Here is an 11,423-nt window from a genome sequence, read left to right on the forward strand (position 1 = left end):
TTTAGGCCTCCTTGATCTTCTCTATTTTACAGGCACAGGCCTTGAACTCGGGGATCTTTGCAACAGGGTCGAGCGCATTGTGTGTCAGGATGTTCGCTGCACACTCAATGTAATGGAACGGTATGAAGACGACACCCTTCTTGATGTCCTTTGTTACGCGGAGACCGATCGTGATCTCGCCACGGCGGGAGATCGCCTTGACCATTTCCTTGTCCTTGACACCCAGTTCTTTTGCGTCCTCCGGGTTGATCTCGAACCAGCCAGTGGGCTCTTCGCGCTCCAGGCTTGGGGAGCGGCGGGTCATTGAGCCGGTGTGCCAGTGCCAGATGCAGCGGCCGGTGGTTAACAGGAGCGGGTACTCCTTGTCCGGAACTTCTGCCGGGGGTTTCCACTCGATCGGGGTAAAGATACCAAGACCATCCGGGTGGGAGAATTTCTCCTTGTGGAGAATGGGGGTTCCCGGGTGCTCCTTGGTCGGGCAGGGCCAGTGGAGGGCTTCGGGCTTCTCGAGACGGGCATAATCCATTCCGCCGTAGGATGGGGTGACCTTTGAGATCTCGGTGAAGACTTCTTCGGCACTCTTATACGGGAACTGTTTCTCGAATCCCATGTGTTTGGCAAGCTCGCAGAAGATCTGCCAGTCTGCCTTTGCCTCGCCGGGCGGGTCCTGGGCCTTTCTCCACTTCTGGACGCGGCGTTCGGTGTTGGTCTGGGTGCCGTCCTTCTCGGCGAAACAGGCTGCCGGAAGCACAACGTCCGCCAGCTGTGCGGTCTCGGTCAAGAAGATATCCTGCACAACCATGAACTCGGCATTTTTCAGACCTTTTTCAACGTGGTGGAGGTCCGGGTCGGAGAGCATCGGGTTCTCACCCATAATGTAGACGCACTTGACCTTGCCGGGCTCATCCGCAAGGACATTGATGAGCGTGGTAACCGTCAGGCCGACTTTTCCTTCGGCAATCTCGCAGCCCCAGGCATCTTCCATCTTCTTCTTCATCTCGGGGACAAGCACTGACTGGTACCCTGAGTACACATTAGCAAGGGCTCCCATGTCGCAGGCGCCCTGCACATTGTTCTGGCCACGCAGTGCGCAGATACCTGTTCCGGGCCTTCCGAGGTTCCCGGTCAGCATCTGGAGGTTTGCAACCGACTTGACGTTGTCGACACCGGTTGTGTGCTGGGTGATACCCATCGAGTAGAGGATCGCGGACTGGCCGGATTTGCCAAACCACTCTGCGGCGGTGATGATATCCGCTGCGGGAATACCGGTGATCTTCGAGACGTTCTCCGGGCTGTAGGCATCCTTCATCACAACCTCTTTGACCTTCTCGAAATCCTTGGTCCGGTTCTTGACGAAGTCCTTGTTCTCCCAGCCGTTCTTGAGGATCAGCTGCATGAAGCAGTTCAGTAATGCTACATCGGTACCGGAGTAGAATTGTAAGAACAGGTCCGCCTGCTTCCCGGTTGGCGTGAGCCGCGGGTCGGCGTAAATGATCTTTGCGCCATTCATCTTCGCCTGCATGATGCGGCGTCCGATGAGCGGGTGCTGCTCGAATGTGTTGGTGCCGATAACAAGGAGGCACTTTGACTGGGCAATGTCTGCAATTGACTGGGTCATTGCACCGGATCCGAATGCTCCGGCAAGACCAACGACCGTTGAAGCGTGGCAGAGCCGGGCGCAATGGTCGATGTTGGGGGTCTTTAAGACTGCACGGGCAAACTTCTGCATCAAGTAGTTCTCTTCATTGGAGACGCGGGCTGATGCAAGGCAGGCCATTTCCTCACCCTTGTAGGACTTGAACTTCTGGGCAATCAGCTTGTAAGCTTCGTCCCAGCTGGCCTCGACAAATTTTCCATCCTTCTTGATGAGGGGTTTTGTCAGCCGCTCCGGGTTATTTACAAATTCCCAGGCATAGTTGCCCTTGGGACAGAGCTTTCCTTCATTCACCGGATTGCGCTGCCAGGGCTGGACGCCGACAACCTTCTTGTCCTTGACAACAAGATTGAAGCCACACCCGGTCCCGCAATACGGACACGTTGTTGGTACATATTTGAATTCCATACATCACACCTCGTGATAAAAAATGAGTCGGACTGAAGGCTATTTAAGCATGTTGAAAAAACTGCAAAAAATGATTAATAATGGTGGGTGAAAGAGAAGTACTGGCTGGTATGGGTAAAATGGTTCCATCAATTATTGCAGCAAATCAATTGACCCCCGTTTATCCGGAAATTGCGGGATCGTGGGGAGCGCGCACGTCATGAAACCACCTAAAATCCCCCCGCTTTTAAGCGATATTGTCCAGGCCGGGATCTCGGTTTGTGACGGATTTACGTTTGCAGAACTCCCCTCATGCCCTGCCTGCGGTGGCTCCCTTTCCGGCTATGACATAAAAAAGAAACAGTTCGCCCACCTGCTGGCAGAGGACGCCAAAAAAACCCTGTATGTCAACGTCAAACGATTTCAGTGTCGCTCCTGCCAGAGGATCTGTTATGCCGATGAACCGTTCTATCCCGATACCCGGATAGGCTCCGTCATCATTGATCTCTGTATTGCATTATCCTTAACGATACCGGTGAACCGGGTGCCGGCATACCTGGCCGCAATGGGGATTCATGTGACCCGCTCCAGTTGTCGTCTCTATGTGCAGAACAACAGCAGTTACTATGTGCGGACCAATGTTCACTATGTAGAGACAAACAACCTGTTTGGTCTTCACCTTCCCCACTCAATCCTATCCCTCTCCTCACTTGCGGCCAGATCTCTTGAAGGGGAGTGCATCAAGGGGTCAGACATACTTGCGGTCTGTAGTTTTCCCTCCGCACAACGGACCGCGATGACACATGGGGTGCCCTCAAAACCATGGGAACCCTGGGACATTAAGAAAGAACAGGCAGACCGCAGGTAGTTCATTCTGTGATTACGGGTCGGTCGGCATTTTTTTTAAAAAGAGGATTGCCGGAATGATTATCCCGTTGTTTTTCCTCCCTTCTCCGGCAACACATGAATTGCCGTGGCCTTGACGCCAGCCATAACAGATGTCCCGCAATTGAGGCCGAGCTCACTGCAGGATCTCCGGGTGATGAGGGCTGTGAGCACAAACCCGCAGTCAACGCTGACCCGGACGAACGGCCCGTACGGTATCATCTTTGTGATCCGTCCATGGATCTGATTGCGCATACTGGACCTGGCCGGCCCTGCTGCAGCGGGCGTTAAGGAGATTTCCTCCGGCCGGATATACATTGCCACATTCCTGCCCACCGGAAGATCGGTCAATGCCTCGAAGAGGATATCCCCGACCCGTATGAATGCATGCCCGCCCGTGTTCTCCGTAATAACGCCTCCCTGTATTGCCTCGATCCCGACAAATCGTGCAATCTCCCTCCCTTTTGGCTGGTAAAAAATATCCGTTGCCGTCCCGGACTGTACCAGCCGCCCCTCCATGATCACGCCAATCCGGTCCGCGAGCCGCTGGCCCTGGATCATGTCGTGGGTGGAGAGGATGATCGTTGTTTTAAATTCATTCCTTATCCGGACAATGAGATCCTCGATCAGCTCCGATGAGACCGGGTCGAGGTTTGCCGTCGGTTCGTCCAGCAGGAGCACTTCAGGCTCCGTCACCATGGCACGGGCAAGGGCCACCCTCTGCATCTCGCCCCCGGAGAGGGTGATCGCACTGCGCTCCTCAAATCCCTCAAGGCCGACAAGATCCAGAGCAGACGTAATTTTTCCCGAAATTTTACTCTTGTCCTCCCCGCGGAACTTCAGGCCGAAGGCAACGTTTTTTGCAACGGTGGTATTGAGCACCGCCGGCTTCTGGAAGACCATGCCCATGCGCCGACGGATTGCCAGCCTGGCGGCCTCATTGGTGGCAGTGTCCTCTCCGTCAAAGAAGATTGTACCGGATGTCGGGAGATCGAGGAGGTCGATGAGCCGGATGAGGGATGTCTTGCCGCTGCCGCTCGGCCCGATGAACGTGAAGATCTCCCCCTGCTTAATCCCAATGCTGATATCCTGGAGAATTATGGTTCCCCCGATCTTTCTTCCAAGGTGCTCGATCCGGATCATCCGCGGGGACCTCCGGCGATTTTCTGCATATCCGCAGACATCCCTGCCGTGATCAGGTTCAATGCCACAACCACGATCAGGGCAACGAGGAGGAGGATGATCCCAAGGGCAATGGAGAGCGGGAACTCTCCCATCCCGACATCAAGGGCGATAGCCGTGGTCAGGACCCGGGTATGGCCGCGGATATTGCCGCCGATCATCATGGCGACCCCCACCTCGGCGATTGCCCGCCCGAATCCAAAGACCACCGCACTCAGGATGGCATACCTTGCTTCCTTGAGGATCTCCCAGATCTTCTGGACGCTGTCAGCCCCGAGAGCGACAAGCGTATCGCTGAGGCTTTTGTCGATCCCGCCAAGTGCGGCGATGACGAGTCCCGTCACGATGGGGATGATAAGGATCGTCTGCCCGAGGATCATACCGCCCGGTGTGAAGAGGAGCCCGAGAAAACCCAGCGGGCCGCTCCGCGAGATGAGCAGGTAGATCACGAGACCAACTACTACGGTAGGAACGGAATAGAGGGTCTGGATCAGGACAATGAGCGCCCGTTTTCCCCGGAATTCATTGAAATGGATGAGGCTCCCGAGCGGGATGGCAATGAGGGCAGCAAGGATCGTTGCCGAGAGGGAGATATACAGGGAGAGTGCGGCTATCTGCATGACCTCGGGGTTGAGGGTGACGATGAGGTCGATTGCCTGAACAATGCCCGCTGAAATGTCGCTCACTGCTGCTCACTCCTGAACAAACTACATCCCATGGTATTTCCGGATGATCACAAGATCTGGTTCTTCAGTTACCTTTTCTTTCTTTTCCTGATAGTTAATGGGATGCTCCGGGCAGAATTCCTGTACCCTTAAGAGAAACACAGATCCCTGATACGTCTCTCTCTTTTTACGATCAGCCCGAAAAAAAGAAGGAAAATTTACTTTGTACTGGCTGCTGCGGCAGTGGTTGCAGACGTGGCTGCAACGGTGGCTGTTGCTGCCGGTACAGGAGCTACAGCGGTTGCCGGGGTTGTGTGGTCCCCTACATAGCCTGCCGGTGCAGTCGGGACGGTGACACTCATCGGGATGAAGAGGGCCTTTCCATACTTGTCCACACCATAACTTCCGATAGCGGCCTGGGTGTCCGGTGCGATCAGGAAGTTGACGAAGTTGTTCGCCATCTGGATCTTGTCCGCGGGCTGCTTGTCGTTGTAGACCGTCATGACGCTGTAAATATTCAGCAGGCTTGCACCATTGCTGATGATCGGGACGAGGTTCAAATCCTTCTTGTAGGCAAGGTACGTGCCTTCGTCAGTAAGCGCATATGCACCCTTCTCGCCTGCCATCTGGAGAGTCTCTCCCATTCCTTTGCCGGCTTCTACATACCAGTCGCCGGATTTCTGGATCTGGGTGGTGTAATTGTACTTGGCATTGGACCAGATTGCCTTCTCGGCCGAGTGGGTCCCGGAGTTGTCGCCACGGGAGATGAAGGCAACCTTTGCGGTCTTGTTCATACCCTTTAAGTAGATGGTTGTGAGGGCTGCCTCTGGCGTCATGCCTTTGATGCCTGCGGGGTCGTCAGCCGGGCCGACAATGACAAACGAGTTGGATGCAAACGAGCGCCGGTTGATCCCATTGTTGCTCTTCATGAACGCCAGCTCCTGGCTCGGGGAGTGGACGAGAAGGACATCTGCGTCGCCGTTCTTGGCAAGCTCGATTGCCTTGCCGGTTCCCTGCGAGGTGATCTTCAGCGTGACATTGTACTGTTTCTCGAACATGGGCTGGAGATAGTCGAGGAGCTTGGTGTCGTACAGGCTGGTTGTTGTCGCGATGAGGAGCGTGTTCTGGGCGCTGCCTGTTGCAACCGGCGTTGCTGCCGTTGCTGCTGGTGTTCCTGATGCTGCCGGCGTGGTTGCGGGAGCCTGGCTGGTACAGCCGGCAAAACAGGCTGTAACGAACAGGATGGCAATCATTACGGTAATAATTCCTACATGCACAGTTTTTGTCATAATGACCGGATCATTCTTATCGACGTGAATTATTCAATGTTTCTTTTTACTGTTTGTTAAAAGAAAGTAATAATCAGCTGATAACCAGATGGTTCAAAGGAATTCTTATTGATTTACCGGGTTTGTTAAATTGTTGAAAAAAAGGGCCCGGGCGGGATCAGATCTTTTTTGCCAGTTCAAGAAAAACGGGCCTGCCCAGAATTGCTATGGTCTCGTCCTCATATTTTTCCCGGATGAGATCGATCATCTTCCGGGTCCCGTTGGCCGTTGTCATGATCCCGACCCGCTCGGCCCGGGTGACGAGGTCTCCTTCCTCCATGGTGGCAAAATACGGGAGGATATAGTAGTGGGGCACATCGAGGAACTCCGCGAGCCTGCGGGTTGTCGGGAATTTGAGGCGGACTCCCGAATCGGTATACGTAACGGTGAACGACCGCTCTTGGATCTGGATGCGGATGGCGGCATCAAAGAGAATATCAACAGAAAGTGCGGCCATGAATCTTCATGGATAATTGGACATGATCCCATAAAGAGACTTACGAAACCCTGACCGTGCGTCTCCCGTCATTATCCGCAAAAGGCACTTAAAAAAAAGATTAGTGTTTCTTCTTGTGTTCATCGGCCACCGGCTTCATGAACACAATCTCTGCATTGATGTCCTTTGCAATCTGTTCGATCTCGAACTTGCGGAAATGGGTTGCTTCAACCTGGATCTGTCCTCCGGTCACCGCGACAATGCGGTATTTCGGGGACTCGACGCCCTCTCCGACTTTCTGGCGTTCACGCACATATATCTTCATGGTACTTTCCTCCTGGCCACAACGAACGTACAGCCCGAAATACCGGTACTGCAGGAATTCTGTAGCTCTGATATACCAACTGGTTTACATGTGCTATATATTTTTCCCTTGTAATACCACTAGTTGGTACATCATGAAGAAACGGTTTGAACTGAGGAGCGGGCTTCAGGGGGAAACCCTTGTCCGGAAAAGCAGGCCAAGGCAACACCCGGCAACGGAACAGATCCGGATAGCGCCGGATATCAATGTCGTCAAGATCGGAGGACACGGCGCCATTGATTACGGCCGGGAGGTCATGCACCCGCTCTGCGAGGAGATAGGCGAACTCTCAAAGAAGCAGAAACTTCTCGTGGTTACCGGCGGGGGCGGGCGGGTCCGCCATATCATGGATATCGGCATGGATCTCGGGATGCCCACCGGTGTCCTTGCGGAACTCTCCGCAAAGATCTCGGAACAGAATGCGATCATGGTCTCGATCCTGCTTGCGAAATATAACGGGTCACGGATCCATACCGGCGATCTTCTTGAACTCCCGATGCTCCTGAAACTGGGCATCCTGCCGGTCATCCACGGCACACCCCCGTACGGCCTCTATGAACACCCGTCCCGGTCGGATGCAATTCCTCCTCACCGCACAGACACCGGGGCATTTCTGATAGCGGAGGTTCTCGGGGCAAGGAACTGTATCATCGGCAAGAACGTTGACGGGCTGTATACAGAAGATCCACGGAAAAATCCTGACGCGGAACTTATCCGGGACATTACCGTTGATGAACTGCTTGCAATGGATCTTGATGACATGGTACTCGAACCTATGGTGCTCTCTCTTCTCAAGGATGCAGTCCATATCCGGGAAGTGCGGATCATCAACTGCCATACGCGCGGAAATATTGACAAAGCAATCCATGGGAAAAATGTCGGCACCATTATCCGGGCAGATTGACCTGCCCCTCACCGCAGCTTTTTTCCGATTTTTTATAGGAGAATACTCCTGTTATGCAGTGCCCGGACCGATCAAATGTTAACTACAACTATTTAACATAGTCTTTTTATTATTCAACAAATTATGTTAACTGATCATCTATGGGTATCTGCACGGACATTATGCACGATTTTGTATTGCAGGAGATCAGGCGACTCTACTCGAGCTTTGACGGATGGAAGATAACCCCGAAGAACAAGGGAGCCGGCTACGATACGATCGTTCTTGTGGAGCGGATGAACAACGGTTACCGGGAGATTGTAAGGATTCTGGTTTCGTTCAAGAAAGAGGTCACGCTCGATATGATCAACGATCTTATCCGCCCGGAGCCGGTCCTGGACGGCACCATCCCCCGTTATGACTACGCGCTTATCGTGCCCGCCCATGCAGACACGTCAGAAATGCCAAAAGACCTGAAAATATATACCATGAAATCCTTTGCCTTCGAAGGCAAGGACCTGATTTGGGTAAAAAAGCCGGTACGGAAAACCCCCGAGACGGAATAATCTCACCGCTGATCCTGCCGGGGATCTCTGCTTTTCAGCAGGTTCCCCGTATTTCCGTAATTTTCCTATCCTCTTTTCTTTGACCCGCAGGCACTGCAGCGATTCAGCCCGATGAAAAAAGGCAGGTTTTTCCCGGCGGCAGGAGGTTATCTCAAAAGTGAAAAACCCGGTTCTCTTTCCTGCAGGGAGAAGACCCGGCTAGTCCTGTGGAAGCGGGCAGGTGGTGAGGACTAATTCCGGGGATAAATCCCGGATTACGCCCGTCTTTGCCGTGTCATACCCCCCGATCTTCTCCAGGTGCGTACGGTAGGCCGGCGACCGGATCAGGGTTAAGAGTGTCTTAATCCTCTGATCGGCGAGCATCTCCCGCCAGAGTGCAAGCTCGTAATCCTCGTGCGCAACCGGTACGAACTCAAGTCCGCTCGCACTGGCAATCCCTGATGTGCACATGCCGGCATCGGCAAACCCATTCCGGATCGCAACGACAACTGCCTGCGGACCGTGGACCTCCTGCAGGTAGCCGTTCACTTTTAAGGGGTCTATGCCCTCAGCGGTTATCAGGGCGTCAAGAACCGTACGGGAAGGTGTCTCTTTCCGGGTATTGATGAACCGGGTATGCGTGAGATCCTTCAGGCCCAGCCCATCGCGGGATGCAATGCCCAGCTCAACGGTGGCGATGTGAATGAAGACCAGGTCACCGGATTTTTTGTATTGTAAAAGCGGCTGGTACGATGCCAGCATGGAATCTGCAGGCAGAACCAGCGGTGCCGCGTGGCAGCAGCTGCCGCCCAGTGCCAGGATTCCTGGGGTATTGCCGGGGTTGGTGGCATGGATGAACAGGCCCTCGTCATGGGCAAGTCCGGCAAGGTCTTCGAGAGCCGGATCGATCGAGCCGGTCAGGATGAGGGTGCGTTCAATGCTCCCGGGATCGGTAGTCAGCATAACGGTAAGTTCGAAACCCGCCTCGTACCCTTCGACCGGGGCCGGGATATGGGTGTACCCGTTGGCCTTGACGGTTGCCATCTGGGCAAAAGCCCCTTTCCCGTGGGGTGTTCCAACAAGGGTGGTTCCAATCCGGCCCACAAAGATGGGCACGAACTCATCAAACCCGGGGTCCGAGACGAGCGGTTGTGCCAAGCGGACGGTGACCGGGTAGTGAGGTGCGGGGGCAAATCCCCAGGACTCCAGCAGGGGTGCAGCGAATTCACGGAGGACCGTCTGGGCCGCAAGCGGGTAGCCGGGAAGACCGAGGACCGGTTTTCCCTTGACGTTTCCCAGCATGACCGGCTTGCCGGGCTTGACTGCCACCCCGTGGAAGACCAGTTCGCCCAGTGAACGGATCACGCTCTCGGAAAAGTCGCGGGTGCCCGCAGAGGACCCGGCAGAGATGAGGACCAGGTCGTTCTCTTCTACGGCTTTTCGCATCGTTTCCCGGATAATATCCGGCTCATCAGGAGCAATCGGGTAGCGGGTGCAGTGCGCCCCCATCTGGGAAAGATAAACCTGGGCCATCACCGTGTTGCTCTCGACGACCTGCCCGGGCTTCGGCCACACGCCGGGTGGTACGAGTTCGCTCCCGGTTGGGATGATCCCGACCCTGACGGCAAGAACGTCGATGCTCGTGATCCCGTAGGTGACCAGTGCCCCGATATCGAATGCCCGGATGAGGTGTCCCTTTGCGAGAACGAGTTTGTTCTCCTTAATGTCCTCTCCTGCATGGCGGACATGCTGCCAGGGAATGGCAGAGCGGCGGATCCTGAAGTGGTCGCCTACTTCCCAGACATCCTCGATCATGATGACGGCATCGAACTCCGGGGGGACAATGTTGCCGGTGTTCACCCGGACGAAATGCGTAAGGGTGATCGGGTTCTGGTCGCCGGCACCGATGGTGTCGCGGCTCCGGACCGCGATGCCGTCCATGGCGGAGATATTCACGGCAGGCACAGAATATTTCGCAAAGACCGGCTCTGCAACAATTCTCCCGACCGATTGCACAACCGGGACGTTTTCCATATGCCCTGGGGCGGCAAATGATTTTGTAAGAAGGGTTAAGGCCTCTCCAAGGGAGAGGAGCTCAAGGTACCGCTTTACCATGCTGCACCCGGTCTTCGCAACGGAGCCGCTGTCCTCTGACAAGACTGCCCCTCACCCGTAAATCTCCCCGACATTATAGTATTAATTCCCCGGCTATGTAAATTGAAAATAATTTATGCTGGTGTTCCCCAATAAACTATTTCGTTTGGCCTCCGGGGGAAATGCCGGGTGGGGAAACCGCGTGTCCTTATCAGAGGGCTACGTTCTCTCCGATCGATCCCACGGCCGCAATGTAGATCGGCCACTGGGTCTCCGGATCGAGATTTGCGAGATTTGTTATGAGCTCATCGTGGAAAAGGTCGATCGGGGCAACCTGGAGACCGAGTCCCGCTGCTGCCAGGATCAGGTTCTGGCAGACATGCCCGGCCTCGATAAGAGCACTCCGGTACCCCCGGTTCCCCACCGCCCAGACCGTGCGGTACGGGATTGCTACCCAGAGGAAGGTTACCGCCGCCCGGGTCGTGAGCTTGAAGTTCAAGCTTGCGGTACTCATCTCGAGCGTAATTCCCGAGTCGATACGTTCGGCTACGATGCTGTGGGATTTCGGGAGGTACCGGTACAACCCGGTCTCCAGTCCTTCCACCTCGCCCGCGACAAAATAGGTCTCCAGCGGGTTCCGCGAACCGCTTGACGGCGTGTTGCGGATCTCGATCGTCTCTGCCACGGTTTTCCTGAAGCCCTGGGTGCACCAGAGCAGGTACGAGAGTTGTTTTACGTCCATCGTGGAGCGGGGGAAGAACCCTACGGGTTCCCAGCCCTCGATGGCCTCCCGTACCGGTACATCCGTTATCTTGAACCGCTTCGGGCTTGGGAGCTTGATTGTGGTCTGCCCTTTTTTGACCGGTAGTTCGCGGGGGGGTTCCGGGACACGGAGGATAAGGTCGACCGTGGAGTAATCCGGGCATCTGGTTCCATTGATGAAGTCTTTTCCAACTTTGTTCATAGGGTCACACCCTGGATATACGATGATCTGATCGCG

11 protein-coding genes are annotated in these 11,423 nt (G+C 54.9%); 3 read left to right on the top strand and 8 right to left on the bottom strand.

The annotated features are described in order from the left end of the window. Position 1: 1 nt before the first annotated feature. Positions 2–2,062: a formate dehydrogenase subunit alpha gene (gene fdhF, locus WC598_RS13380; RefSeq protein WP_372962005.1), complete on the bottom strand. Its 2,061-nt coding sequence runs from the start codon at positions 2,060–2,062 to the stop codon at positions 2–4. Between the two features lie 199 nt (positions 2,063–2,261). Between fdhF and WC598_RS13385 the strand changes: the two genes are divergently transcribed. Continuing rightward, on the top strand, positions 2,262–2,909 hold the full coding sequence (locus tag WC598_RS13385; protein WP_372962006.1) for a hypothetical protein: 648 nt from the start codon (positions 2,262–2,264) through the stop codon (positions 2,907–2,909). A 59-nt stretch (positions 2,910–2,968) separates the two neighbouring features. Here WC598_RS13385 and WC598_RS13390 read toward each other — a convergent pair whose 3' ends face one another. From WC598_RS13390 to WC598_RS13410, 5 genes are all read right to left on the bottom strand, one after another. Next, entirely contained in the window at positions 2,969–4,069 is a 1,101-nt protein-coding gene (locus tag WC598_RS13390) for an ABC transporter ATP-binding protein (protein WP_372962007.1), read from the bottom strand. Next, on the bottom strand, positions 4,066–4,794 hold the full coding sequence (locus WC598_RS13395) for an ABC transporter permease (RefSeq protein ID WP_372962008.1): 729 nt from the start codon (positions 4,792–4,794) through the stop codon (positions 4,066–4,068). Before WC598_RS13395 ends, WC598_RS13390 begins: the two co-directional genes overlap by 4 nt. 197 nt (positions 4,795–4,991) lie before the next feature. Then, positions 4,992–6,062, bottom strand: coding sequence for a substrate-binding domain-containing protein (locus WC598_RS13400; RefSeq protein ID WP_372962009.1), 1,071 nt, complete (start codon positions 6,060–6,062; stop codon positions 4,992–4,994). 157 nt (positions 6,063–6,219) lie between these two features. Next, positions 6,220–6,558: a hypothetical protein gene (locus WC598_RS13405; RefSeq protein WP_372962010.1), complete on the bottom strand. Its 339-nt coding sequence runs from the start codon at positions 6,556–6,558 to the stop codon at positions 6,220–6,222. A gap of 100 nt (positions 6,559–6,658) precedes the next feature. Further along, on the bottom strand, positions 6,659–6,862 hold the full coding sequence (locus tag WC598_RS13410) for a hypothetical protein (RefSeq protein ID WP_372962011.1): 204 nt from the start codon (positions 6,860–6,862) through the stop codon (positions 6,659–6,661). A 133-nt stretch (positions 6,863–6,995) separates the two neighbouring features. On the opposite strand from WC598_RS13410, the gene WC598_RS13415 reads away from it, so the two are divergent. Then, a complete protein-coding gene (locus WC598_RS13415) occupies positions 6,996–7,805 on the top strand; it encodes a uridylate kinase (RefSeq protein ID WP_372962012.1) in 810 nt (269 codons plus the stop codon). Between the two features lie 140 nt (positions 7,806–7,945). Continuing rightward, positions 7,946–8,350, top strand: coding sequence for a hypothetical protein (locus WC598_RS13420; RefSeq protein WP_372962013.1), 405 nt, complete (start codon positions 7,946–7,948; stop codon positions 8,348–8,350). A 198-nt stretch (positions 8,351–8,548) separates the two neighbouring features. Here WC598_RS13420 and WC598_RS13425 read toward each other — a convergent pair whose 3' ends face one another. Beyond that, positions 8,549–10,486, bottom strand: a complete 1,938-nt coding sequence (locus tag WC598_RS13425; RefSeq protein ID WP_372962014.1) for a molybdopterin biosynthesis protein — start codon at positions 10,484–10,486, stop codon at positions 8,549–8,551. Between the two features lie 148 nt (positions 10,487–10,634). After that, on the bottom strand, positions 10,635–11,387 hold the full coding sequence (locus WC598_RS13430; protein ID WP_372962015.1) for a SagB/ThcOx family dehydrogenase: 753 nt from the start codon (positions 11,385–11,387) through the stop codon (positions 10,635–10,637). Positions 11,388–11,423 lie beyond the last annotated feature (36 nt).

It is taken from the genome of Methanoregula sp., assembly GCF_041645475.1.
Lineage (GTDB): Archaea > Halobacteriota > Methanomicrobia > Methanomicrobiales > Methanospirillaceae > Methanoregula.

Bases quoted from the DNA above. Each gene is read 5' to 3' on its own strand.
- fdhF (WP_372962005.1), bottom strand. From the start codon at position 2,062: ATGGAATTCAAATATGTACCAACAACGTGTCCGTATTGCGGGACCGGG.
- WC598_RS13385 (WP_372962006.1), top strand. From the start codon at position 2,262: ATGAAACCACCTAAAATCCCCCCGCTTTTAAGCGATATTGTCCAGGCC.
- WC598_RS13390 (WP_372962007.1), bottom strand. From the start codon at position 4,069: ATGATCCGGATCGAGCACCTTGGAAGAAAGATCGGGGGAACCATAATT.
- WC598_RS13400 (WP_372962009.1), bottom strand. From the start codon at position 6,062: ATGACAAAAACTGTGCATGTAGGAATTATTACCGTAATGATTGCCATC.
- WC598_RS13405 (WP_372962010.1), bottom strand. From the start codon at position 6,558: ATGGCCGCACTTTCTGTTGATATTCTCTTTGATGCCGCCATCCGCATC.
- WC598_RS13410 (WP_372962011.1), bottom strand. From the start codon at position 6,862: ATGAAGATATATGTGCGTGAACGCCAGAAAGTCGGAGAGGGCGTCGAG.
- WC598_RS13415 (WP_372962012.1), top strand. From the start codon at position 6,996: ATGAAGAAACGGTTTGAACTGAGGAGCGGGCTTCAGGGGGAAACCCTT.
- WC598_RS13420 (WP_372962013.1), top strand. From the start codon at position 7,946: ATGGGTATCTGCACGGACATTATGCACGATTTTGTATTGCAGGAGATC.
- WC598_RS13430 (WP_372962015.1), bottom strand. From the start codon at position 11,387: ATGAACAAAGTTGGAAAAGACTTCATCAATGGAACCAGATGCCCGGAT.